General features: G+C 72.4%; 17 protein-coding genes. 4 read left to right on the plus strand and 13 right to left on the minus strand.

Annotation, left to right across the window (positions count from 1 at the left end; all coding sequences use genetic code 11):
- Positions 1 to 50: 50 nt before the first annotated feature.
- Complete coding sequence (locus BKI49_RS01560) at positions 51 to 1388, plus strand: enolase C-terminal domain-like protein (protein WP_095932303.1); 1338 nt, start codon at positions 51 to 53, stop codon at positions 1386 to 1388.
- Between the two features lie 295 nt (positions 1389 to 1683).
- A complete protein-coding gene (paaK, locus tag BKI49_RS01565) occupies positions 1684 to 3015 on the plus strand; it encodes a phenylacetate--CoA ligase PaaK (RefSeq protein ID WP_373557510.1) in 1332 nt (443 codons plus the stop codon).
- Positions 3016 to 3127: 112 nt separating this feature from the next.
- Here paaK and BKI49_RS01570 read toward each other — a convergent pair whose 3' ends face one another.
- Positions 3128 to 4627, minus strand: a complete 1500-nt coding sequence (locus BKI49_RS01570; RefSeq protein WP_095932304.1) for an acyl-CoA synthetase — start codon at positions 4625 to 4627, stop codon at positions 3128 to 3130.
- A 176-nt stretch (positions 4628 to 4803) separates the two neighbouring features.
- On the opposite strand from BKI49_RS01570, the gene BKI49_RS01575 reads away from it, so the two are divergent.
- A complete protein-coding gene (locus tag BKI49_RS01575; RefSeq protein ID WP_095932305.1) occupies positions 4804 to 7251 on the plus strand; it encodes a penicillin acylase family protein in 2448 nt (815 codons plus the stop codon).
- A 61-nt stretch (positions 7252 to 7312) separates the two neighbouring features.
- On the opposite strand, the gene BKI49_RS01580 is transcribed toward BKI49_RS01575, so the two are convergent.
- The 4 genes from BKI49_RS01580 to BKI49_RS01595 all read right to left on the minus strand — a co-directional run bounded on the left by BKI49_RS01580 (position 7313) and on the right by BKI49_RS01595 (position 11927).
- Complete coding sequence (locus BKI49_RS01580) at positions 7313 to 8179, minus strand: RNA polymerase sigma-70 factor (protein ID WP_095932306.1); 867 nt, start codon at positions 8177 to 8179, stop codon at positions 7313 to 7315.
- Between the two features lie 48 nt (positions 8180 to 8227).
- On the minus strand, positions 8228 to 9148 hold the full coding sequence (locus BKI49_RS01585) for an NAD-dependent epimerase/dehydratase family protein (RefSeq protein WP_095932307.1): 921 nt from the start codon (positions 9146 to 9148) through the stop codon (positions 8228 to 8230).
- Positions 9149 to 9267: 119 nt separating this feature from the next.
- The gene (locus BKI49_RS01590; RefSeq protein ID WP_095932308.1) at positions 9268 to 10818 is read right to left on the minus strand and encodes an acyl-CoA synthetase; all 1551 of its coding nucleotides are present in this window, start codon (positions 10816 to 10818) and stop codon (positions 9268 to 9270) included.
- On the minus strand, positions 10815 to 11927 hold the full coding sequence (locus BKI49_RS01595) for a nitronate monooxygenase (protein WP_095932309.1): 1113 nt from the start codon (positions 11925 to 11927) through the stop codon (positions 10815 to 10817). The genes BKI49_RS01590 and BKI49_RS01595 overlap by 4 nt, the downstream gene beginning before the upstream one ends.
- 168 nt (positions 11928 to 12095) lie before the next feature.
- On the opposite strand from BKI49_RS01595, the gene BKI49_RS01600 reads away from it, so the two are divergent.
- Positions 12096 to 13883, plus strand: coding sequence for a serine hydrolase domain-containing protein (locus BKI49_RS01600; RefSeq protein ID WP_095932310.1), 1788 nt, complete (start codon positions 12096 to 12098; stop codon positions 13881 to 13883).
- A gap of 220 nt (positions 13884 to 14103) precedes the next feature.
- On the opposite strand, the gene BKI49_RS01605 is transcribed toward BKI49_RS01600, so the two are convergent.
- The 8 genes from BKI49_RS01605 to BKI49_RS01640 form a co-directional block, all read right to left on the minus strand.
- Positions 14104 to 15669 (minus strand): phytoene desaturase family protein, encoded by a 1566-nt coding sequence (locus tag BKI49_RS01605; RefSeq protein WP_095932311.1) that lies wholly within the window; start codon positions 15667 to 15669, stop codon positions 14104 to 14106.
- 587 nt (positions 15670 to 16256) lie between these two features.
- On the minus strand, positions 16257 to 18524 hold the full coding sequence (locus BKI49_RS01610; protein WP_095932312.1) for a serine/threonine-protein kinase: 2268 nt from the start codon (positions 18522 to 18524) through the stop codon (positions 16257 to 16259).
- A 64-nt stretch (positions 18525 to 18588) separates the two neighbouring features.
- Positions 18589 to 19386 (minus strand): oxygenase MpaB family protein, encoded by a 798-nt coding sequence (locus BKI49_RS01615; RefSeq protein WP_095932404.1) that lies wholly within the window; start codon positions 19384 to 19386, stop codon positions 18589 to 18591.
- Between the two features lie 69 nt (positions 19387 to 19455).
- Complete coding sequence (locus BKI49_RS01620; RefSeq protein ID WP_095932313.1) at positions 19456 to 20637, minus strand: acyl-CoA dehydrogenase family protein; 1182 nt, start codon at positions 20635 to 20637, stop codon at positions 19456 to 19458.
- Between the two features lie 240 nt (positions 20638 to 20877).
- Entirely contained in the window at positions 20878 to 21837 is a 960-nt protein-coding gene (locus tag BKI49_RS01625) for an NAD-dependent epimerase/dehydratase family protein (protein ID WP_095932405.1), read from the minus strand.
- Positions 21834 to 22439: a dTDP-4-dehydrorhamnose 3,5-epimerase family protein gene (locus tag BKI49_RS01630; protein WP_095932314.1), complete on the minus strand. Its 606-nt coding sequence runs from the start codon at positions 22437 to 22439 to the stop codon at positions 21834 to 21836. Before BKI49_RS01630 ends, BKI49_RS01625 begins: the two co-directional genes overlap by 4 nt.
- Before the next feature lie 5 nt (positions 22440 to 22444).
- Positions 22445 to 23965, minus strand: a complete 1521-nt coding sequence (locus tag BKI49_RS01635; protein ID WP_095932315.1) for an FAD-dependent monooxygenase — start codon at positions 23963 to 23965, stop codon at positions 22445 to 22447.
- Entirely contained in the window at positions 23962 to 24171 is a 210-nt protein-coding gene (locus BKI49_RS01640) for a hypothetical protein (protein ID WP_095932316.1), read from the minus strand. Before BKI49_RS01640 ends, BKI49_RS01635 begins: the two co-directional genes overlap by 4 nt.
- Positions 24172 to 24257 lie beyond the last annotated feature (86 nt).

A 24257-nucleotide genomic window follows, 5' to 3' on the forward strand; every position in this document is an offset into this window, starting at 1 on the left:
TCTCCCTTATTACCCTCTCAGCCCGTATCACCCCTTATATAAGGATTCCGATGAGAACGAGCCGGCAGCCGACCGTCACCGAGTTCTCCGTCTATCCCGTCGCCGGACGGGACTGCATGGAGCTGAACCTGTCGGGCGCCCACGGCCCCTACTTCACCCGCAACGTGGTCGTCCTCAAGGACTCCGAGGGCCGTACGGGTCTCGGCGAGGTGCCCGGCGGCGAGAAGATCACACAGACGCTGCGCGATGCCGCACCGCTCGTCGTCGGTGCCGGGGTCGGCGACTACAAGCGCGTCCTGCGCGAGATCGGGAACCGCTTCGCGGACCGCGACGCCGGCGGGCGCGGCGCCCAGACCTTCGATCTGCGCACCACCGTGCACGCGGTCACCGCCGTCGAGTCGGCGCTGCTCGACCTGCTGGGCCAGCACCTGGACGTGCCGGTCGCGGCGCTGCTCGGCGACGGGCAGCAGCGCGACTCCGTACGGGTCCTGGGCTACCTCTTCTACGTCGGCGACCCGGGCCGCACCGATCTGGACTACGTCCGCGAGCCCTCGTCCGACGTGGACTGGTACCGCGTCCGGCACGAGGAGGCCCTCACCCCCGAGGCGATCGTCCGGCAGGCCGAGACCGCGTACGACCTGTACGGCTTCCGGGACTTCAAGCTCAAGGGCGGTGTCCTGGAGGGCGCCGAGGAGGTCAAGGCCGTGCGGGCCCTCAAGGACCGCTTCCCCGAGGCCCGGATCACGCTGGACCCCAACGGCGCGTGGTCGCTGCGCGAGGCCGTCGAGCTGTGCGCGCCGCTGGTCGGCACGCTCGCCTACGCGGAGGACCCCTGCGGGGCCGAGGGCGGCTACTCCGGGCGCGAGATCCTCGCCGAGTTCCGCCGGGCCACCGGACTGCCGACCGCGACCAACATGATCGCCACCGACTGGCGGCAGCTGACGCACGCCCTGGCCCTCCAGTCCGTCTCCATTCCGCTGGCCGACCCGCACTTCTGGACCATGCAGGGCTCGGTCCGGGTGGCCCAGCTGTGCAATGCCATGGGCCTGACCTGGGGCTGTCACTCGAACAACCACTTCGACATCTCGCTCGCCATGGTCACGCACTGCGGGGCGGCGGCGCCGGGCGCGTACAACGCGCTCGACACGCACTGGATCTGGCAGGAGGGCCTGGAACGGCTCACCGTCGAGCCGCCGCGCATCGTCGGTGGCGAGATCGCCGTCCCCGACGCCCCCGGCCTGGGCGTCCGCCTCGACATGGACCGCCTGCTCGCGGCCCACGAGCTCTACCGGGAGAAGGCCCTGGGCGCCCGCGACGACGCCGTCGGCATGCGCTACCTCGTCCCGGACTGGCAATTCGACCCGAAGCGCCCCTGCCTGGTGCGCTGAGGGGGCAGGCCCCGGCCACCGCGGGAACGCGGGGGCCGGGCTCCGCCGCGTCCCCGGGGCGACCGACCGGCAGGCCCGGCCGGGAGCCGGCGGGTCCGGGGCGCGCGAGCCCGCGGGACCGGGGGCAGAGTCTCCCCGTCCGTAGTCCCGGTCGGCCGCCGCGCAGGATCCTGGCGCGAGAAAATCCGGGCCACCCCCTTGTCCGAGGACCGGTGAGCCTGAATTACTGATCCCGAACACATCGACCGAATGATCGGTCGTCCGGAATGATGCGGTTGGTGAGGGAGGAGTCCCCATGGCGGATTCCACGGGACCGAAGGACCTGCTGGACGCGGGCGAGCTCCTGGACGCAGGCGAGCGGCTGGACGCGGACGGGCTGCGGGCGCTCCAGCTGGAGCGGATGCGGGCGTCGCTGCGGCACGCGTACGAGAACGTGCCGTTCTACCGGGAGTCCTTCGACAAGGCGGGGGTCGGCCCGGACGACTGCCGTTCTCTCGCCGATCTGGCGCGCTTCCCGTTCACCACGAAGGCCGACCTGCGCGAGAACTACCCGTACGGGATGTTCGCCGTCCCGCACGACCGGATCAGGCGTCTGCACGCGTCGAGCGGCACGACCGGACGGCCGACGGTGGTGGGCTACACGGAGAACGATCTGTCGATGTGGGCCGACATGGTGGCCCGCTCCATCCGCGCGGCCGGCGGCCGGCCCGGCGACAAGGCGCACATCGCCTACGGCTACGGACTCTTCACCGGCGGCCTCGGCGCCCACTACGGCGCCGAACGGCTCGGCTGCACGGTCATCCCCGCCTCCGGAGGCATGACCGCACGCCAGGTCCAGCTCATCCAGGACCTGAAGCCCGAGATCATCATGGTGACGCCCTCCTACATGCTGACGCTGCTCGACGAGTTCGAGCGGCAGGGCATCGACCCGCGCGGCACCTCGCTGCGCGTGGGCATCTTCGGCGCGGAGCCCTGGACCCAGGAGATGCGGCGCGAGATCGAGGAGCGGTTCGCGATCGACGCGGTCGACATCTACGGCCTGTCGGAGGTGATCGGCCCGGGGGTCGCCCAGGAGTGCGTGGACACCAAGGACGGGCTGCACATCTGGGAGGACCACTTCTATCCGGAGGTCGTCGACCCGATCACCGGTGAGGTGCTCCCGGACGGCGAGGAGGGCGAGCTGGTCTTCACCTCGCTCACCAAGGAGGCCATGCCCGTCATCCGTTACCGGACGAGGGACTTGACGCGGCTGCTGCCCGGCACGGCACGGGCCTTCCGGCGCATGGAGAAGATCACCGGCCGCAGCGACGACATGGTGATCCTCCGCGGGGTCAACCTCTTCCCCACGCAGATCGAGGAGATCGTGCTGCGCACGCCGGGGGTGGCGCCGCACTTCCAGCTGCGGCTGACCCGGGAGGGCCGCCTCGACGCGCTCACCGTGCGGGCCGAGGCGCGCGCCGGCGCCACCCCCGAGATCCGCGACGCCGCGGCGCGGGCGATCAAGGCGGCGGTGAAGGACGGGGTCGGTGTGTCGGTCTCGGTCGAGATCGTCGAACCGGAGTCGCTGGAGCGGTCGGTGGGCAAGATCAAGCGGATCATGGACCTGCGGGAACGCCGGACGCCGTGAGCCTCGGGCTCCTGGGGCCCGTTCGGCAGCTGCCGGCGTCGCAGGGCGGGCGGGAGCCGTCGCCGGGCGGACAGGAATTGTCGCCGGGCGGACAGGACTCGTCGGACAGGGCTTAGTCCTCGCCGAAGCGGTCCCGCAGCTCCCGTTTGAGGATCTTCCCACTGGCGTTGCGCGGCAACTCGTCCACGAACAGGACCCTCTTGGGTGCCTTGAAGTGGGCGAGCTTCTCACGTGCGTGGGCGACGAGTTCGGCCTCGGTGACCTCGCCGCGGGCGACGACCACGGCGGTGACGGCCTCGATCCAGCGCTCGTCGGGCAGCCCGATCACGGCGACCTCGGCGACCTTCTCGTGCGTGTACAGCGCGTCCTCGACCTGCCGTGAGGCGACCAGTACGCCACCGGAGTTGATGACGTCCTTCACCCGGTCGACGACGGTGAAGTAGCCGTGGGCGTCGCGCACGGCGAGGTCCCCCGAGTGGAACCAGCCGTCGCGGAAGGCCTCCGCGGTCTCCTCCGGCTTGTCCCAGTAGCCCTCGCACAACTGCGGTGAGCGGTAGACGACTTCGCCCGGCGTCCCGTCCGGCACGTCCTTGCCGTCCTCGTCGACCACCCGCGCGTCCACGAACAGCACGGTGCGTCCGCAGGAGTCCATCCGGCCCTTGTGCTCGTCGGGCCCGAGGACGGTGGCCAGCGGTCCGATCTCGCTCTGGCCGAAGCAGTTGTAGAAGGCCAGCTTCGGCAGTCGTTCGCGCAGCCGCTCCAGGACGGGCACCGGCATGATCGACGCGCCGTAGTACGCCTTGCGCAGTCCGCCGAGGTCGCGGGTCGCGAAGTCGGGCCGGTTCGCCAGGCCGATCCACACGGTGGGCGGTGCGAACAGGCTGTCCGCGCGGCCGGCCTCGATCAGGTCGAAGAGGCGGTCGCCGTCGGGCGCGTCGAGGATGATGTTCGACGCGCCGACCGCGAGGTACGGGAGCAGGAAGACGTGCATCTGCGCCGAGTGGTAGAGCGGCAGCGAGTGCACGGGCCGGTCCCCCGCGCTCAGGTCGAGGGCCGTGATGGCGCTCAGGTACTCGTGCACCAGGGCGCGGTGCGTCATCATCGCGCCCTTGGGCAGGGCGGTCGTGCCAGAGGTGTAGAGGAGCTGCACGAGCGTGTCGCCGCGCGGCTCGTCGCCGTCGTACGGGACCGCCGAGTCCAGCCGGGCGAGCAGTGAGTCGTCGGCGTCCCGCAGCGCCAGGGTGCGCACGCCGTCGGGGAGCCGGGCCGCGAGGTCCGGGTCGGCCAGGACCAGGGTGCTGCCGGACTGCCCGACGATGTAGGCGAGGTCGTCGCCGGTCAGGTTCTGGTTGACCGGGACGTGCACGAGTCCGGCGCGGGCGCAGGCGAGGAAGCCGATCAGGTACGCGTCGGAGTTGTGTCCGTAGGCGCCGACCCGGTCGCCGGGGGTGAGCCCCTGCCCGAGGAGCACGCTCGCCGCGCGGGAGACCGCGTCGTCCAGTTCCGCGTACGTCCACGAGCGCTCGCGGTAGTCGACCGCTGTGCGTGCCGGGGTGCGCCGGGCGCTGCGGCGCAGCACCCCGTCAACCGTGCTGCCCTGTCCTGGCGTCATGACACATGATCCTCGGTCCGCGGCACGAGGGAGGTCAAGACGAAGGAACCGGGGTCTCGTCCGGGTGCCCGGCGGCGCGCGGTGCGCGCAGCGGGATCGCGACGGAACCCCTCTCCGGACGACATACCCATTGGTACGCTCAACCGCCCTTTCCGCCAATGATGTTGGGAGGCACGATGCGCACCCGCCTGAGACGGTTCATGGTCACGGCCGTCGCCCTGCTCACCGCCTCGGCCACGCTGCCCGCGGCCGCGGCCGAGCGGCAGGACCGTCAGGAACATCCCTCGCACGGCGGCCTGTCGGCCGTGATCCGCTACACCGAGTACGGCATCCCGCACATCGTCGCGAAGGACTACGCGAACCTCGGCTTCGGCACCGGCTGGGCGCAGGCCGCCGACCAGGTGTGCACCCTCGCCGACGGTTTCGTGACGCTGCGCGGGGAGCGCTCCCGCTACTTCGGTCCCGACGCGGCGCCGGACGGTTCGCTGTCCTCGGCGGCCAAGAACCTCTCCAGCGACCTGTACTTCCGTGGTGTCCGGGAGGCGGGCACGGTGGAGAAGCTGCTCGCGGAACCCGCGCCACGGGGGCCCGGGCGGGACGCCAAGGATCTGATGCGCGGCTGGGCGGCCGGCTACAACGCCTGGCTCGCTCAGAACCGCGTCACCGATCCCGCGTGCCGGGGCGCCGACTGGGTCCGTCCGGTGACACAACTGGACGTGGCCGCACGGGGCTTCGCCCTGGCCGTGCTGGGCGGCCAGGGCCGCGGCATCGACGGCATCACCGCCGCGCAGCCGCCCGCGACGGCACCCGCCGGCACGGCCGCCCCGCAGGAGACGGTCAGCGCGTCCGGGAACTCCGGCACTCCGAACGCGCGGGCCACCGCCCGGGCCGCCCGGGAGCTCTTCGACAACGCCGACATGGGGTCCAACGCGGTCGCCTTCAGCGGTGCCACGACGGCCGACGGCCGGGGCCTGCTGCTGGGCAACCCGCACTACCCCTGGCAAGGCGGCCGTCGCTTCTGGCAGATGCAGCAGACCATCCCGGGGCGGCTGGACGTCCAGGGCGGGGCCCTGCTCGGTTCGGCGACGATATCCATCGGGCACACCGCCCGCGTCGCGTGGAGCCACACCGTCGCGACGGGCGTGACCCTCAACCTCCACCAACTCACGCTGGACCCGGCCGATCCGACGTCGTACCTGGTGGACGGCACGTCGGAGCGCATGACACGGCGGACCGTCACCGTGGCCGTGAAGGACGGCGCGCCCGTGACGCGCACCCAGTGGTGGACGCGGTACGGCCCGGTCGTCACCTCGCTCGGCTCCCAGCTGCCGCTGCCCTGGACGTCCGCCACGGCGTACGCGCTGGGCGACCCGAACGCGGCCAACCTGCGCGCCTCGGACACCGCGCTCGGCTTCGCCAAGGCGCGCGACACGGCCGGCGTACTCACCGCTCTGCGGCGCACCCAGGGGCTGCCCTGGGTGAACACGATCGCCGCCGACTCGGGTGGCCATTCGCTGTTCACCCAGTCCCAGGTGATCCCCCGCATCACCGACGACCTGGCGCAGCGCTGCTCGACACCACTCGGCAAGGTCACCTATCCGTCGTCCGGTGTCGCCGTCCTCGACGGCTCGCGCGGGGACTGCGCGCTGGGCAGCGACCCGGACGCCGTGCAGCCCGGGATCTTCGGACCGGCGAAGATGCCGGTGCTGCGGGACGCGCCGTACGCGGAGAACTCCAACGACAGTGCCTGGCTGGCCAACGCGGACCGGCCGGTGACCGGGTACGAGCGGGTCTTCGGCACGATCGGCACGCAGCGTTCGATGCGCACGCGCGGCGCCGTCGAGGACGTGGCGGCGATGGCGGGCCGCGGCCGGCTGACCGTACGGGATCTTCAGGCGCAGCAGTTCGCGAACCGGGTGCCCGCGGGTGATCTGGCCGCGGACGACGTGGCGCGCGCGTGTGCCGCGCTGCCGGGCGGCACGGCGACCGGCAGCGACGGCAAGGCCGTCGATGTGACCGAGGCGTGCGGTGTGCTCAAGGCATGGGACCACTCCATGGACACGGGCAGCAGGGGCGCGCTGTTCTTCGACCGGTTCTGGCGGAAGCTGACGGCCGCTGTACCGGCCGCGCAGCTGTGGAAGGTGCCGTTCTCGGCGGCGGATCCGGTCCGTACCCCGAACACGCTGAACACCGGCGCGGCCGGCTTCGCCACGGCCCTCGCGGACACCGTGACGGAGTTGGGTTCGGCGGGCATCTCGCCGGACGAGAAGCTCGGCGCGCACCAGTTCGTCGTGCGCGGCGGTGAGCGCATCCCGGTGCCGGGCGGCACCGAGTCGCTCGGGGTGTGGAACAAGGTCGAGCCGGTGTGGAACCCGGCGGCCGGCGGTTACACCGAGGTCACCACCGGGTCGTCGTACATCCAGGCCGTCGGCTGGGACGGCAGCCGCTGCCCCGTCGCGCGCACGCTGCTGACCTACTCGCAGTCGTCGAACCCGAACTCGCCGCACCACAGCGATCAGACGCGGCTGTTCTCGGGTGAGCGCTGGGTCACGTCGCGGTTCTGCGAGAAGGACATCCTGTCCTCGCCGGGCCTCAGGGTGGTCCGGGTCGGCGAGCACCGCTGACGCCGCACACGTGGGCCCCACCCCGCAAAGGGTGGGGCCCACGTGCGTCAGGACCGCCGGTTCACCGGCCCACGTGGCCCAGCTTCTCGGGGTTGAGGACGGCGTAGACGCCGTCGATGCGTCCGTCCTGCACGGAGATGGTGACGACCTGTTCGATGCCGTCGACGGCGAGCGCGAGGGCGGGAGCGCCGTTGGCGTCGACGACACGTGCCTCGCCGAACGGATAGCGGGCGACCAGTCCGGCGATGAACGCGACCACGTGGTCGCGGCCCACGACCGGGCGCAGCGCCGCCCTGACCTTGCCGCCGCCGTCGTTCCAGGCGATCACGTCCTCGGCCAGCAGGTCGGTCAGGCCACTGAGGTCGCCGCTCTGCGCGGCCTCCAGGAAGCTCGCCAGCAGTTTGGCGTGGTCGTCCTCGGCGAGGGCGAACTTGTCGCGTCCCGAGGTGACCCGGCGGCTCGCGCGGTGGTGCATCTGACGACAGTTCGAGGCGGTCGTGTCCAGGATGCGCGCGATCTCGTCGTAGGGCAGGTCGAAGGCCTCCCGCAGGACGAACACCGCGCGCTCCGGCGGCGACAGACGTTCCATCAGATGCACGGTCGCGTAGGCCACCGTGTCGCGCAGCTCGGCGGTGTCGAGCGGGCCGAGCGCTCCCGTCGCGACGGGCTCGGGGAGCCACGGCCCGGTGTACGCCTCGCGGGTGACGCGGGCCGAGCGCAATTGGTCCAGGGCGAGGCGGGTGACGACCGTGATGAGGAAGGCCCGTGGTTCACGGACGTCCGCCCGGTCGGTGCCGGTCCAGCGGAGGTAGGCGTCCTGGACGACGTCCTCGGCGTCCCACATGCTGCCGAGCAGCCGGTAGGCGAGGCCGAGCAGCAGCGGGCGGTACGCCTCGAACTGCTCGGTCGCCTGCTCCGGAGTCTCCAACTCCTCATTCCTTTCCTGCGGTTCGGCGTACGGCCGGCTCCCTGCCGATCAGCGCCCGGCCGTCACACCATTCAACTCGGCGGCGAACCCGGCGCGCCAGGAGGCGTACCTCGGCCGCCAGTCGAGGGTGAGCACGGCGCGGGCGTTGTCGGCGCCGCGCAGCCCGTTCATGAACGCCACGCCCCAGCTGCCGACGGCGAGCCGGGCGAGTGCCGCGGGTGCCTTCTTGGGCTCCTTGGAGCCGAGCATCCGGGCCAGCTCGGGCAGCCACTCGTGCAGCGCCACAGGGGTGTCGTCGACGATGTTCAGCGGGCCGCTCGCGGGCTTGTCGAGCGCGGCGATCACCGCGGTGGCGGCGTCATGGGTGTGGGTGAAGGAGAACACCGAGTTCCCGCCGCCGACCAGCGGCACCTTGCCGGCCGAGACCTGCTGCACGAAGGAGCCGTCGGAGGCGTAGATGGTGCCGGGCCCGTAGAGGTGTCCGAAGCGCAGGACCGTGCCGCCCGCGTCGGCGGTGCGCAGCTCCAGCTCCTTGAGCGCCTCCAGGACCGGGACGAACTGCTTCGGCGGGCGCTGCCACAGCGGGGCGTCCTCGTCGGCGGCGCCCTGTCCGGCCGGGTCGTAGGCGTAGGCCAGGCCCTGGGCGACGATCTTCTTGACGCCCGCGTCGTGGGCGGCCTCGTACAGATTGCGGGTGCCCTCGGTGCGCAGCCGGTTCGTCAGGGCGAAGTCGCGGGCGAGGTGGCGCGGGTCGATGGCGGCCGGGATGGCGGTGAGCATGTTCACGACCGCGTCGGGGGCCGCCTCGCGCACCGCCTTGTGCAGTGACGAGCGGTCGAGGGCGTCGGCGGCGACGGCGCCTTTGCCGGGGGTGCGGGAGAGGGCCACCACGTCGTGTCCGACCGAGGTGAGCAGAGGGACGAGCGCCCGTCCGATGACTCCGGTGGCTCCGGCGACGAGTACGCGCATGGGAATTCATCTCCTGAATGTCGGGCCCCCGGGCGGTCCGGGGAGCAGCTCCCGGGGGCGTTTCGGCATCAGGACGGGCGAGTGCGCCTTCACGTGACAGGTCGCGAATGTGACCTGCGTCACACCGCTCGGGTGCGACCCTCCCAGTAGGGGTCCCGCAGGCGCCGCTTGTACAGCTTTCCGTTGGGGTCACGCGGCATGACCTCGATGAAGTCCACGCTCTTGGGGCGCTTGTAGCCGGCGAGCCGCTGCTCGCAGTGGGCGAGGATCTCCGAGGCGAGCGCCGGGCCGGGCTCATGACCCGGGGCGAGCTCCACCACGGCCTTCACCTCCTCGCCCCAGTCGTCGTGCGGGATGCCGAAGGCGGCCGCGTCCGCGACGGCGGGATGGGTGAGCAGCGCGGACTCGATCTCGGCCGGGTAGATGTTGACCCCGCCCGAGATGATCATGTCGATCTTGCGGTCGCGGAGGAAGAGGTACCCGTCCTCGTCGAGGTATCCGAGGTCACCGACGGTGAAGAAGTCGCCGATGCGGTTCTTCTTCGTCTTGGCCTCGTCCTTGTGGTACGAGAATCCGCCGGTGCTCATCTTCATGTACACGGTGCCGAGCTCGCCCGGCGGCAGTCCCTTGCCGTCGTCGTCGAAGACGGCGAGTTCGCTGATGGGCCAGGCCTTTCCGACCGTGCCGGGCTTCTTGAGCCAGTCCTCGGCGGTCGCGAAGGCACCTCCGCCCTCGCTGGCCGCGTAGTACTCCTCGACGCTGTGGCCCCACCACTCGATCATGGCCCGTTTCACATGGTCGGGGCACGGGGCGGCGCCGTGGATCGCGTGCCGCATCGACGACACGTCGTAGCGCGCCCGCACCTCCTGTGGCAGCGCCAGCAGCCGGTGGAACTGGGTGGGGACCATATGGGTGTGGGTGCACCGGTGGACGTCGATGACGCGCAGCATCTCCTCGGGCGTCCATTTGTCCATCAGTGCCAGCCGGTGCCCGATGTGCAGGGACGCGCCGGCGAACTGGAGCACCGCGGTGTGGTAGAGCGGCGAGCAGACCAGGTGCACATTGCCGTCGAACGGCTTGATGCCGAAGATGGCGAGGAAGCCGCCGAGGTACGACTCCTCGGGGAGCTTGCCGGGCAGCGGGCGCCGGATGCCGCGCGGGCGTCCCGTGGTGCCCGAGGTGTAGTTCATGACCCAGCCGAGGGTGCGGTCGGCGGGCGGTGACACGGGCTGCCCGTCGAGGAGTTCGGCGTACGGCCGGAAGCCGTCGACCGCGCCCACGGCGTAGCGGTGCGAGGCCGGGAGACCGGCCTCGTCGGCGGCCCGCCGGGCGGCGTCCCCGAACCGTTCGTGCGCGATGAGGACCTTGGCACCGGAGTCGGAGACGATCCAGGCGATCTCGGGGCCGACCAGGTGGTGGTTGACGGGGACGAGGTAGAGGCCCGCCTGGGACGCGGCGAGGTAGGCGACGAAGAACTCGGCGCAGTTGGGCAGGACGACCGCGAAGGCGTCGCCGCGTTCGAGGCCCGCGGCGCGCAGTCCGTGGACGAGCCGGTTGGCCGCGTCGTGCAGCCGCCCCGCCGTCCACTCCTCTCCGTCCGGTGCGACGAGCGCCGTGCGCCCGGGGTCGGCGGCGGCCTGGGCCCAGAATCCGTTCGGCGGTGTGTTCACGCGCGCTCCTCCCTGCCCGCGATGCGGTTGATGCGGTCGACGGCCCTCTCGAAACCCCGCGTCAGGTCGTCGAACACGGCCTGGACGCTGCGTTCGCTGTTCATCCGGCCGACGATCTGTCCGACCGGTGTGCCGAGCAGCGGCTCCACCTCGTACTTCTGGATGCGCGAGAGCGCCTCGGCCACGAGCAGCCCCTGCAGCGGCATGGGCAGCGTCCCGGGTCCGTCCGGGGAGTCCCAGGCATCGGTCCACTCGGTGCGCAGCTGGCGGGCCGGTTTGCCGGTCAGCGCGCGGGAGCGGACGGTGTCCCCGGACCCGGCCGCCAGCAGTTTGCGGGTGACGGCGCGCGAGTGCATCTCGGCCTCGGTGACGGTCAGCCACAGCGAGCCGAGCCATACGCCCTGGGCCCCCAGGCTGAGCGCCGCGGCGACCTGCCGGCCGCTGCCTATCCCGCCCGCGGCCAGGACGGGCAACGGGTCGACGGCGTCGACGACTTCGGGCGTCAGCACCATCGAGGCGATCTCCCCGGTGTGCCCGCCGGCCTCGTAGCCCTGTGCCACGACGATGTCGATGCCCGCGTCGGCGTGCTTGCGGGCGTGGCGGGCGCTGCCGGCCAGGGCCGCGACGAGGACCGAGCGGTCATGGGCGCGCTCGACGACGTCGGCGGGCGGTGAACCCAGCGCGTTGGCGAGGAGTTTGATCGGATACTCGAAGGCGACGTCGAGCTGGCCGCGGGCGACCTGTTCCATCCAGCCGGTGATGCGCCATCCGGACGGCTCGCCCTCCGCGAGCTCGGGCACGCCGTATTTGGCGAGGGTGTCCTCGACGTACCGGCGATGGCTTTCGGGGATCATCGCCTCGACCTCGACCTCGGTGACGCCTTCCACCTTCTTCGCGGGCATGACCACGTCGAGGCCGTACGGCCTGCCCCCGACGTGCGCCTCGATCCAGTCGAGGTCGCGGGCCAGTTCGTCCGGTGCGGTGTAGCGGACCGCGCCGAGCACCCCGAATCCGCCCGCGCGGCTGATGGCCGCGGCGACGGCGGGAAACGGCGTGAAGCCGAAGATGGCGTGCTCGACTCCCAGTCTCTTGCTCAGCTCCGTCTGCATGGGCGCAGGATGCCGCAGTCCTCCGGACGAGGGAAGGCCTTTTCTGATGCTCCGTCAGATTTCTTCACGCCCACCCGGGAGGGTTGACACGAGCACGTCTGACAGGAAAGTTTCACTCCGCACGCTGGGTCCGGAAAGATATTTTCAGGCGACGCGGGAGGCAGCTCGATGACCGAAGGCGCTGAGGACAGAACGGACGGCGGGCTGACCCGTCGTCAATGGGGCCGCGCCGTACTGGCCGTGGGCGGGGCGCTGGCGCTCGCCCCCTTCCCCGCAGGCCCGGCGGTGGCCGCGCAGGGGAAGGGACGCCGCGCGACGCTGCGCCACGGCACCGCCCAGGAGGCGGGTCTGCTCGGCGGCCATCTGGATCAACTGGTCACGGACGCCGAGGCGTTCCTCGCGCCCTCACCCCGACACCCCTGGTACGCGGGCGCGGTGCTCCTCGCCGGACGCGGCTCGACCGTGGCCCTGCACCGGCCGATCGGCATGGCCGTGCGCTACTCGGCGTACGACGACAAGACGGACACCGGCGTGGAGTTCCCGGCGGACCAGCAGATCCCGGCCGCCGAGGACACCGTCTACGACCTCGCCTCCGTGTCGAAGCTGTTCACCTCCATCCTCGCGGTGCAGCAGATGGAGCGCGGCGCGCTGGAGCTGGAGGCGACCGTCGCCTCCTACCTCCCCGAGTTCGCGGGCGGCGGAAAGCAGGACGTGACCATCCGTCAACTCCTCACACACACCTCCGGGTTCCGCGCCTGGATCCCCCTCTACAACGCGCCGACGCGCGAGGGAAAACTCAAGCTCATCTGGGACGAGAAACCCCTCAATGCGCCCGGCACGGTCTACCTCTACTCCGACCTGAACCTGATCTCGCTCCAACTGGTCCTGGAGAAGGTCACCGGCCGCACCCTCGAGGTGCTCCTGCACGACGAGATAACCGCGCCCCTGGGCATGAGCCGCACCCGCTACAACCCGCCCGCCTCCTGGAAGCCGCGGATCGCCGCCACCGAGGACGCACGGCTTCCCTGGTCGGGGCTGAACCGCGGCCTCGTGTGGGGCGAGGTGCACGACGAGAACGCCTACTCCCTCGGCGGAGTCGCGGGGCACGCGGGTGTGTTCTCCTGCGCCTGGGACCTCGCGGTCCTCGGCCGGACACTGCTGAACGGCGGCACGTACGGCAAGGCCCGCATCCTGCGGCAGGAGACCGTCGACCTGATGTTCACGGACTTCAACACGGCCTTCCCCGGCGACGAGCACGGCCTGGGCTTCGAGCTCTACCAGCACTGGTACATGGGCGCGATGGCCACCCCGCGCACCGCGGGCCACACCGGCTTCACCGGCACCTCGATCGTCCTCGACCCGACGACCGACTCCTTCCTTGTCGTCCTCGGCAACTCCGTGCACCCGGTACGCACCTGGCGATCCGGTTCCGCTCCCCGGGTCGCCGCCGCGACCAACCTGGCACGGGCCGTGCCGGTCCGCCCCGCACGCGGACGCACCTCCTGGTTCTCCGGTACGGCGAACGCCACGACGGCCACACTGGCCCTGCCCCCGCTCGACACCGGCGCGGGCCCCGCCCGCCTGCGCTGCGCCCTGTGGTGGGACACCGAACCGCAGTCGGACCTCCTCTTCCTGGAGTCCTCGACCGACGACGGAGCCACCTGGCAGCCGGTGCCGTTCACCACGGCGGCGCCCGGCGAGGACCCTCTGGAGCATCCGGCCGGTACGGCCACCGGCTGGTCCGGGCGGGTGTGGCACCGGCTCGTCGCCCAGGTGCCGCAGGCGCCACGGCTCACCCTGCGCTGGCGGTACACGACCGACCGCCTGTACGTCGGTCGGGGCGCCTACGTCGACGGCCAGCGGGTCGAGAGCGGCGACCGTGTCTTCTTCGACGAGGCACGCCCGGCGGACGCCGCACGGATCGAGGCGGTCGGGTGGGTGGCGTCGGGGGACTGACGGCTCGGAAGTGACGGGTGTGCCGGCCGCCCGCGCGGGCCGCGGCCGCGGCGGCCGTAATCCGGCCGGAGCGCTCGTGGACCGCCCGGGCGGGACGCGCCCGCAGCGGCCGACCGGCCCGTCCGCGGGACGGTCGTGGCAGCGCCCGGCCGGAACGCTCGTGGGAGTGCCGGGCCGTCGCGCTCGTGGGAGCGCCCGGCCGGCACCGCCGCCGCGACGGTCAGCCCTGTCGGCCGGCCTCCTCCAGCACGGCCATCGCCGCGTTGTGTCCGGGAACCCCGCTCACCCCGCCGCCACGCACCGCCCCCGCCCCGCACAGCAGCACGTTGGCGTGCCGGGTCTCGACGCCCCAGCGGCCCGTGCCTTCCTGCACGTACGGGAAGGCGAGGTCGCGGTGGAAGATGTTGCCGCCCGGCAGCCGCAGGTCGCGCTCCAGGTCGAGCGGGGTCTTCGCCTCGATGCACGGACGGCCGTCGGCGTCGGTCGCCAGGCAGTCGGCCAGCGGCTCGGCGAGATGGGCGTCCAGCTGCGCCAGCGTCGATTTCAGCAGCTCGTCCCGCACCACGTCGTTGTCCCGTTCGAAGAGCCGGGCCGGAGTGTGCAGGCCGAACAGGGTGAGGGTCTGGTAGCCCTGGTCGACGAGATCCTGGCCGAGGATGCTCGGGTCGGTGAGCGAGTGGCAGTAGATCTCGGAGGGCGGCGCGGCGGGCAGCTCTCCGGAGGCGGCCTGCGCGTGGGCGGTCGCCAACTGCTCGTACCCCTCGGCGATGTGGAAGGTCCCGGAGAACGCCTCGCGCGGGTCCACGGCACTGTCACGCAACCGGGGCAGCCGCTTGAGCAGCATGTTCACCTTGAGCTGGGCGCCCTCGGCCGGGGTGGGCGGCTCGTCGCCGGTGAGGTGGGCGAGCTCCTGGGGCGACGCGTTGACGAGGACGTGCCGGGCCGCGACGACGCCCTCGCCGTCGGCGGTCCGGTAGGTGACCTCCGCGGACGTGCCGTCCGTCTCGACGCGGATCACCTCGTGGCCGGTGGCGATCGTGGCGCCGGCGTTGCGGGCCGCGCCGACGATCGCGTCGGTGAGCGCCCCCATGCCGCCGACCGGCACGTCCCAGGCCCCGGTGCCGCCGCCGATCACGTGGTAGAGGAAACAGCGGTTCTGCCGCAGCGAGGAGTCGTGGGCGTCCGCGAAGGTCCCGATCAGGGCGTCGGTGAGGACGACACCGCGCACCAGGTCGTCGGCGAAGTACTCCTCCACCGCGGCGCCGACCGGCTCCTCGAAGAGCATCCGCCAGGCGTCCTCGTCGTCGACGCGCCCGCGCAGCTCCTCGCGGGTGGGCAGGGGTTCGGTGAGCGTCGGGAACACCCGCTCGGCGACGCGGCCGGTCATGCCGTAGAAGCGCTGCCAGGCCTCGTACTCGCGGTCGGAGCCGGTCAGCCGCGCGAACGCCTCGCGGGTGCGCCGCTCGCCGCCGCCGACGAGCAGCCCGGTGGGCCGGCCGTCGCGCTCGACGGGGGTGTAGGAGGAGATGGTGCGCCCGCGGACCCGGAAGTCGAGGCCGAGGTCCCGGACGATCTTCCGGGGCAGCAGGCTGACCAGGTACGAATAGCGCGAAAGGCGCGCATCGACTCCGGCGAACGGACGGGTCGAGACGGCCGCGCCGCCGGTGTTCCCCAGACGTTCCAGAACCAGCACGGACCGTCCGGCCCGGGCCAGGTAGGCGGCGGCGACCAGTCCGTTGTGGCCACCGCCGACGATCACGGCGTCGTATCCCTCGTGTGCAGGCATGGTTCTTCGTAGCACGTGATGATCTACGTCGGCCAGGGGTGCGCGGCAAGCGGCGGGCGCCCGAGCGGGCGGGGGCGGTGCTGACCGGCCGTTCAGCGGCTGGCGGGCGTCCGGTGCTCGGGGCCCCGCCTCGCCACCCGGCCGCCGCCGGGATGCGGCGACCGACGCTCCCGACACCCGGCCCGGCCCCTGCCGGAACGCGGTGCCGGATGACCCCGCCTCGCCACCCGGCCGCCGCCAGGTGCGGCGACCGACGCCCCCGACACCCGGCCCGGTCACCGACGGGGTGCGATGCCGGACGCCCCGACGTCCGATCCGGCCGCCGTCGGAGTGCGGTGACCCGGCGCTCCCGACACCCGGCCCGGCCCCTGCCCGAACGCGGTGCCGGATGACCCCGCCTCGCCACCCGGCCGCCGCCAGGTGCGGCGACCGACGCTCCCGACACCCGGCCCGGTCACCGACGGGGTGCGATGCCGGACGCCCCGACATCCGGTCCGGCCGCCGTCGGAGTGCGGTGACCCGGCGCTCCCGACACACTGCACCGTCGCCGGCGGAGTGCGGTGACCGATGTGGCCGTGGCTCCGCGTTCAGTGGCCGCCGGACGCCCGCTGCTGGCGTAACGCCGCCACCCTGCGGTACAGCTCGACGGCCTCCTGGCCGCGTCCCAGCTGCTCCAGGCAGTGCGCCTCGTCGTTGCGGCTGCCGAGGGTGTCGGGGTGGCCGGGACCGAGGACGCGTTCGCGGGCGGCGGCGACGGCGCGGTACTCGGTGAGGGCGTCGGCCCAGCGGCCGAGCCAGCCCAGGCCGACGGCGACCTCCCTGCGGCTGACGAGGGTGTCCGGGTGGTCGGGGCCGAGGACGCGTTCGCGGATCGCGCACACGTCACGGGACTCCGCGAGCGCCTCCTCCCAGCGGCCCATGCGGCCCAGGTTCACCCCCAGGCCGTGCCGGGCGCGCAGGGTCTCGGGGTGCGTCGGTCCCTGCACGCGGATGCGGTCGTCGATCAGGTCGCGGTAGAGCGTCAGGGCCTGCGCGCTGCGCCCGAGCCTGCCGAGGCTGATGCCCACCTCGTAGCGGGCGGCCAGGGTGTCGGGGTGGTCGGGCCCCAGCGCCTGGGCGCGCGCGTCGGCCACTTCCTGGTAGGCGTGGAGCGCTTCGGGCCAGTGGCCCAGCTGCCCGAGGGCGTAGGCGACCTCGTACCGGGTGACGAGGGTGTCGGGGTGGGTGGGGCCGAGGACGCGGGCCCGGGCGGCGGCGACCTCGCTCGCCATGCGGTACGAGTCCTCCAGCCGTCCGAGCCGGCTCAGGTTGAAGGCGAGGTTGTGGCGGCAGCGCAGGGTGTCGGGGTGGTCGGCTCCCATGGCCCGCTCACGGGCCGCGAGCACCGACGTGTAGGTCTGGTGCGCCTCGAAGTGACGGCCCAACTGGCCGAGCACGTACGCCATTTCCTGGCGCGCGGCGAGGGTGTCGGGGTGGTCGGGTCCGAGCACGCGCTCCCTGGCCTCCGCGACGTGCGCGTACTCGCGCAGCGCGTCGGCGGGGCGCCCGGTGCGGCTGAGCGTGAAGCCGACCTCGTAGCGGCTGGCGAGCGTGTCGGGGTGGTCGGGTCCGAGAGCGTGCTCGCGTTCGGCGGCGACGGCACGGTGCACCTCGCCCGCCTCGGTCCACCGGCCGAGCCGCCCGAGGCTCAGCCCGGCGTTGTGCCGCCCCGCCAGTGTGGTGATCAACTCCGCTGACGGGGCAGGGCGTTCGGGGGCCGCGGGCCGGGTCGTCACGGCCGCCGAGGGCCGGGCGATCCAGTCCCCGGTGAGGCCGGCCGACGCGTCCGGCGGGGTGCTGCGCAGTCCGGCTCCGGCGGCCTTGTGGCCGGTGGTCATGCCACGGGTCCAGGACGGGAGCCGGGGTTCGCGGGACGGCGGCTGTTCGGGGCGCGTCTGCGTCGAGGGCGCCACGGCACGGCGGCCCGTGACCGCCGGGGTGACCACCGTGGGCACGTACATCGGGGTGGCGCGGCCCGCGCCGATGCGGCGGGCCAGCTCGCGGGCGTCCTGCGGGCGCTCCTCGGGCTGCTTGGCGAGCAGGTCCAGGATGATCCGCTCGACGTACTCGGGCAGTTCGGCGCGGTGGCTGCGCGGCGGCTCGGGCGGTGTGTCGCGGTGGCCGACGAGGACCGCCCACGCGTCGTCGAGGTCGAACGGCGGTGCCCCGGTGGCGATCTCGTAGAGCACGCACCCGAACGAGTACAGGTCGCTGCGCTGGTCGACATGGGAGCCGCTGATCTGCTCCGGCGACATGTAGTGCGGCGTGCCCATGGCGATGCCGGTGCCGGTCAGCCGGGAGGTGAAGCCGATGTCGTGGCCGAGGCGGGCTATGCCGAAGTCGCAGATCTTCACGGTGCCGTCGGCCAGCCGCATGATGTTCGCGGGCTTCAGGTCACGGTGCACGATGCCCTGCTGGTGGGTGTAGGCCAGCGCGGCGGCCACCTGGTCGGCGACGTCCACCACGTCGTCGACCGCCAGCGGATGGTGCTTGTTGTCCTCCAGGAGCTGGCTGAGGTTGCGCCCGTCCAGCAGTTCCATCACCAGGTACAGCACTCCGTCGGACTCGCCGAAGTCGTGGACCACGGTCACACCACGGTGCTGGAGGGCGGCGGCGACGCGGGCCTCGCGCCGGAACCTCTCGCGCAGGACACGCGTGAAGGACTGGTCGTGGTGGGGTCCCAGCGGCTTGAGGCACTTGACGGCGACCTGCCGGCCCAGCGACTCGTCGCGCGCACGCCACACCTCGCCCATGCCACCGCGCCCGATCAGATCGAGCAGCCGGTACCGGCCCTGGATCAGCCTGGAGTCCGCCATCTCGTGTGATCGCCCCCGTCACTGCTCAGCCCGCGCCCTCCCCCGGCCCGTCCAGTATGGCGAGCTATCTGCCGACTTTGTATGGTGCGGGGCGCGAGCCGGGGCCGAGCCGTGACATGGCGCGCAGAATGTGTTTGGGCGGGAGTTGCCAGCGCAGACGTGCGGGAACACAGCGCAGGGCGGTGCCCGTGACGCGCAGGTGCCGGGTCACCGAGGCGGGCGGCGGTGCGGGCCTGCCGTACAACTCGTGGGCGTACGGCGGCAGAGAGGCGTACGCCAGCCGTGCCACGCGCCGCCAGAGCAGTGCGCGCGCCGGGAGCAGCAGCGGGTGGACGGGCGGACGCCGCAGGAAGGCGTCCACTTCCTGGGCGTCGGGCCCCGCCGCGAGCTCCGGAAGCATCTTGTCGAAGTAGGCGGCCAGCTCGGCCCGGCTCGCCGGTACGTCCGCGGGGTCCAGCCCGACCAGTCGTGCGCTGACCAGGTGTTCGGCGACGTACCGGTCGGCCTGCTCGTCCGTCAGCCGGAAGCCGGAGCGCCGCAGCACGTGGAGGTAGGAGTCGATCTCGGCGCAGTGCACCCACAGCAGCAGTCCGGGTTCGTCGACCGGGTGGCGCTCCCCCGTGTCGGGGTCGGTGGTCGTGAGCATGCTGTGAATCTTTCGTACCCTCGCCCCTGCCTTCTCGGCGGCCTCACCGGTGCCGTACGTCGTCGTGCCGACGAAGTTCGCGGTGCGCATCAGCCGGCCCCAGGCGTCGCGCCGGAAGTCGGAGTTCTGCGTCACCCCGCGCACGACGCGTGGGTGCAGGGCCTGGAGGTACAGCGCGCGGATGCCGGCGACCCACATCATCGGGTCGCCGTGCATCTGCCAGGTCACGGAGCCGGGGCCGAAGAGTCCCGGGTCGCCCGGGAACGTGCTCTCCACCGTGTCAGGCTAACGCCGGACCCGGGGCATCCCCAGTCCGATCCACGAGATGATCTCGCGCTGGATCTCGTTGTTGCCGCCGCCGAAGGTGAAGATCACCGCGGAGCGGTAACCACGTTCGAGCTCGCCGTGCAGAACGGCTCCCGCGGAGCCCTCCTTGAGCACCCCGGGCGCGGCGACGATCTCCATCAGCCAGGCGTACGCGTCGCGGCGCGCCTCGGAGCCGTACACCTTGACCGCGGAGGCGTCCTGCGGGGTGAGGGTGCCCTCCTGGACGGCGTTCACCATCTTCCAGTTGAGCAGCTTCATGGCGTCGAGCCGGGTGTGCGTCTGCGCGAGCCGGCGGCGCACCCACGGGAGGTCGGCCACGCGGCGGCCGTCGGTGAGCTTGGTCTCCATGGCCCAGCGCTGCACGTCGTGCAGGGCCCGGATCGCCATGGTGCCGTGCGCGGCGAGCGTCACGCGTTCGTGGTTGAGCTGGTTGGTGATCAGCCGCCATCCCTTGTTCTCCTCGCCGACCCGGCGGGTGACGGGGACCCGGATGTTCTCGTAGTAGCTGGCGGTGGTGTCGTGCGAGGCGAGTGTGTTGATCAGCGTGCACGAGTAGCCGGGGTCGGAGGTCGGCACCAGGAGCATGGTGATGCCCTTGTGCGGCGGGGCGTCGGGGTCGGTGCGGACGGCGAGCCAGACCCAGTCGGCGGTGTCGCCGTTCGTCGTCCAGATCTTCTGCCCGTTCACGACGTAGTCGCCGTCGCCGTCGCGGACCGCCTTGGTCTTCAGCGCGGCGAGGTCGGTGCCCGCGTCGGGCTCGCTGTAGCCGATCGCGAAGTCGATCTCGCCGGAGAGGATCCTGGGCAGGAAGTGGGACTTCTGTTCCTCCGTCCCGAACTGCATGATCGTCGGGCCGACGGTGTTCAGGGCCATCAGGGGCAGGGGCACGCCCGCCTGGGCCGCCTCGTCGAAGAAGATGAACTGTTCCATGGGGGTCAGCCCGCGCCCGCCGTACTCCTTCGGCCATCCGACCCCGAGCCAGCCGTCCGCGCCCAGGCGCCGGACGGTCTCGCGGTAGAACCGCTTCTGCGAGGCGGGGTCGGCGTACCGGGCGTAGGCGTTGTCGGGTACCAACTGGGCGAAGTAGTCGCGCAGTTCGGTGCGCAGACGCTGCTGATCCGGCGTGTATTCGAGATGCACGGCGCCTCCTGTTGCCCGGTGCCCGAGCTGGTTCTCCCGGCTGGTCGGCGCACAGAGTAGAACGTGTTGCAGAACTTGGGAATGCCGATGACGCGGCAGAGGGATTTCCCGAGCCCCCTCCGACGCCCACCGCCACTCCTCCGCCGGGCCTCGATCACCGTGCACCCGGGGCCTCTTGTCCAGTCACCGTGCACCTGGAGCCTCTTGCCCGGTCACCGTGCGTCCGGGGCCCCTGCCCGATCACCGGGCCCCTGGGACCCGTTCGGCGCGCACCGTCTCCCACATCGCCCGCATCGACGCGTCCAGGTCGTGGCGCGGGCTCCAGCCGAGCAGCCGCCGTGCCCGTGTGCTGTCGACCTGGATCCAGTCCGCGCCACGGCTGTGCACGGCTCCCGGGTGCCCGCGCACCGAGTCCGGCGGGCGCCCCGAGGCGCGGACCAGCGCGGCGACCAGGGTCCGGATGTCGCGAGCGCGGCCGGTACCGATGTTGAACACCCCGTGGGCCGCGGGACTTTCGGCGGCCAGCACCACCGCGTCCGCCGCGTCGCGCGAGTCGACGTAGTCGCGGTGCGCCTCGGCCAGCGTCAGGTCGACCGTCCCCGGCTCGTCGCGCAGCCGCGCGGCCAGGGAGCCGAAGAAGCTCTCGGCGGCGGGATGCGGCCCGATGGTGTTGGTGAGGCGCAGCACCACACCGTCGAGTTCCCCGGCGCGCGCGGCGTCGAGCACCAGGCGGGCCGCCACCAACTTGGACCGGGGATAGGGCTGTCTCGGGTCCGGCCGGACCCGCTCGTCGATGGAGGTGCCCCGGGGGACGGGCCCGTACTCGTGGATGGTGCCGAGCTGCACCAGGCGCGGTGGCTCGGGCGTCTTCTTCAGTGCGTCCACCAGTCGCTCCACCAAGTGGACGTTGATGGCGTGCAGTTCCTCGCCCCAGCCGAGCGTCGCGTTCACCACCGCGTCCACCCGCTGCGCGGCCAGGAGCTCGGCGAGCCGTTCGGCGGGTGCGGCGGCGACGTCCAGCGCGACGAACCGATGGGCGGCCACGTGCGGTGCGGGCCGGCGGGCGACGGCGACCACTTCGGTGCCGCGGGCGGCGAAGGCCTCGGCGATCTGCCTGCCGACGCACCCGGTCGCGCCGATGACCGCGACCCGTCCGTTCGCGCCGGATGCCGCCGGCCCTCTCGCGGGCGCCTCGCTCACCGGCCGGGTTCCGCTTCCGCGGGCCACTGCCGGCAGTCCTCGTAGCGGGGCAGCATCCCCCGCGCCTCCGCCTCGGCGAGCGAGACGGCGGTCGTGTCGCGCTCCGACATGACGAACTCCATGTCGTACGGCCACGGCAGGCCGAGGGCCGGGTCCAGCGGGTCGACGGCCTGCTCCAGTTCGGTCCGGTAGGCGCTGGAGACGAGGTACGACATCACGGTGTCGTCGTCGAGCGCGAGGAAGGCGTGCCCGGCGCCGTCGGGGATGTACACGGCACGGTAGGAGACGGCGTCCATCTCCACGATGTCCCACTTGCCGAAGGTCGGTGAGCCGAGCCGGATGTCGACGACCGCGTCGAGGGCCCGGCCCTGCGCGCAGTACACGTACTTGGCCTGGCCGGGAGGTGTGGTCGTGAAGTGCAGCCCGCGCAGCACGCCCCGGGCGGAGCGGCTGTGGTTCGTCTGCGCGGTCACGAACGGCTCGCCGACCGCCGCGACGAACGCCTCCTCCTGAAGGGGCGACACGAACAGCCCCCGCGCGTCCGTGTGGATCTCGGGGGTGAACTCGAAGCTGCCTGCCACCGCGAGCCTGCGCGTACGCATCCCGGTCACCTGCCGGCCGTGTCGTCGTTGCGGGACAGGACCGTGCAGCCGGGAGCGCCGAACCAGCGCCGCAGGGCGTCCTCCAGCTCCAGCAGCACGTCCTTGCGGGGCACCCCGTCGCCGGGGTCCACCCACGCGACATGGCCGTCGGGTCGGAGCAGCAGGCCCTGTCCGTCCTCGGTCGCGACCCGGCCGACGCGGTGCGACCACTCGGTGGCGAGCCGCGCGGCCTCCTCGGCCGGGCCCTCCGGCAGGAGCAGTGCCCCGCGGCCCGTGCGCAGGACCGTGCGGACCTCGTCACCGACCGAGGCCGGCAGCGGAGGGCAGGGGCGGCCGAGCAGGCCGTGCTCGTAGCGGCCCGCGGCGGCGGCGTAGTGGACGTCCAGGCCTGTCATCTCGTGCGCGAGACGGCTGTTGACCTCGGGGAGCGCGAGAAGCTCCGCGAACATCTCGCGGAGCGGGTCGACCTTGGGGTCGGGGGCCATGAGCAGGAGCTGCACCCGGGTCTCGCGCAGCACGCGCCCGGCGACCGGGCGGCGCTCGGAGCCGTAGCTGTCGAGCAGTCCGGGCGGCGCCCATCCGACGATGGTCCCGGCCAGCTTCCAGCCGAGGTTCACGGCGTCCTGGAGGCCGAGGTTGAGGCCCTGCGCTCCTATGGGGAAGTGCACGTGGGCCGCGTCGCCGGCGAGCAGCACGCGGCCCTGCCGGTAGGTGTCCGCCAGCCGGGTCGTGTCGGCGAACCGGGACAGCCAGCGCGGCCGGTCCATCGCGACGTCGATGCCGGTGATCCTGCGCACCGTCTCGCGCAGTTCGTCCAGGGTCACCGGCGCGTGCTCGGAGCCGGGCTCCGGCGGGGTGAACTCGGTGGTGAGCACCCGGGTCACGCCGGGTTGCAGGGAGATCGCCATCAGCAGACCCCGGGGGGTGCGCATGGTGCCCGGCACTCCGTTGGGCAGCTGTCCGGGGTCGGCCAGTTCCACGTCGGCGAGGAGCGCCCGGACCGTGGGCGGCGAGCCGCCGAAACCGATGCCCGCGAGCTTGCGGACGGTGCTGCGACCGCCGTCGCAGCCGACCAGGTAGTGGGAGCGCAACCGGTAGGTGCCCTCGGGCGACTCGACCTCGGCCACGACGTCGGAGGGCGTGGCGTCGAGCCCCCGGAGCGTGTGCCCGCGGCGGATCTCGACTCCGCACGCCAGGGCGTGCTCCTCCAGGAGCTCCTCGGTGCGCGCCTGCGGGATGAGCAGGGCGTAGGGGTGCTCGTTGCGCAGGTGCCCGAAGTCGAGCAACGGTTCCAGGCCCGCGAAATGGGCTTTCGGCCAGGTCCGGTTGCCCTCCTTGAACCGGTCGAGCAGGCCTCGCTGGTCCAGGACGTCCAGCATCCTCGCCTGCATGCGGAAGGCCCGGGAGTGCCCGCTCGGCTCCGTCAGCCGCTCCAGGAGGACCACGCGGGCGCCCCCGAGCCGCAGTTCGGCGGCGAGCAGCAGACCGACCGGGCCCCCTCCGACCACGACGACGTCGGTGTTCATCGAACCTCCAGGTCCCTGTGCGGCGTATCCCCGTTGTCCCTGTCGTCCCCGTACGGCGGCGTGCGCGGATCCCCGTCCAGCAGCGCCGGGTCCGGTGCCATCGGGCCGGCGGCCAGGCCGAGCCCCGCCAGCCGCGTGCACAGGCCCCGTCCGATGCGGCGCCCGAGCGCACGGGCGAAGTCGAGGTCGTACCAGGCAGTGCGCATGCCCTCACCCTTGCGGGGACTTCTGGAGCCCGGGTCGAGGACCCGTCGACCGGTCCGCCGCCCCGTCGACCACGAGTCGAGGGGGG

The organism is Streptomyces sp. Tue6028, from assembly GCF_002300165.1.
GTDB lineage: Bacteria > Actinomycetota > Actinomycetes > Streptomycetales > Streptomycetaceae > Streptomyces > Streptomyces siamensis.

What these genes read in the sequence shown, in the direction of transcription:
- BKI49_RS01560 (WP_095932303.1), top strand. Translation starts at nt 51, where the DNA reads ATGAGAACGAGCCGGCAGCCGACCGTCACCGAGTTCTCCGTCTATCCC.
- paaK (WP_373557510.1), top strand. Translation starts at nt 1,684, where the DNA reads ATGGCGGATTCCACGGGACCGAAGGACCTGCTGGACGCGGGCGAGCTC.
- BKI49_RS01570 (WP_095932304.1), bottom strand. Translation starts at nt 4,627, where the DNA reads ATGACGCCAGGACAGGGCAGCACGGTTGACGGGGTGCTGCGCCGCAGC.
- BKI49_RS01575 (WP_095932305.1), top strand. Translation starts at nt 4,804, where the DNA reads ATGCGCACCCGCCTGAGACGGTTCATGGTCACGGCCGTCGCCCTGCTC.
- BKI49_RS01585 (WP_095932307.1), bottom strand. Translation starts at nt 9,148, where the DNA reads ATGCGCGTACTCGTCGCCGGAGCCACCGGAGTCATCGGACGGGCGCTC.
- BKI49_RS01595 (WP_095932309.1), bottom strand. Translation starts at nt 11,927, where the DNA reads ATGCAGACGGAGCTGAGCAAGAGACTGGGAGTCGAGCACGCCATCTTC.
- BKI49_RS01600 (WP_095932310.1), top strand. Translation starts at nt 12,096, where the DNA reads ATGACCGAAGGCGCTGAGGACAGAACGGACGGCGGGCTGACCCGTCGT.
- BKI49_RS01605 (WP_095932311.1), bottom strand. Translation starts at nt 15,669, where the DNA reads ATGCCTGCACACGAGGGATACGACGCCGTGATCGTCGGCGGTGGCCAC.
- BKI49_RS01610 (WP_095932312.1), bottom strand. Translation starts at nt 18,524, where the DNA reads ATGGCGGACTCCAGGCTGATCCAGGGCCGGTACCGGCTGCTCGATCTG.
- BKI49_RS01615 (WP_095932404.1), bottom strand. Translation starts at nt 19,386, where the DNA reads ATGCACGGCGACCCGATGATGTGGGTCGCCGGCATCCGCGCGCTGTAC.
- BKI49_RS01630 (WP_095932314.1), bottom strand. Translation starts at nt 22,439, where the DNA reads ATGCGTACGCGCAGGCTCGCGGTGGCAGGCAGCTTCGAGTTCACCCCC.
- BKI49_RS01635 (WP_095932315.1), bottom strand. Translation starts at nt 23,965, where the DNA reads ATGAACACCGACGTCGTCGTGGTCGGAGGGGGCCCGGTCGGTCTGCTG.
- BKI49_RS01640 (WP_095932316.1), bottom strand. Translation starts at nt 24,171, where the DNA reads ATGCGCACTGCCTGGTACGACCTCGACTTCGCCCGTGCGCTCGGGCGC.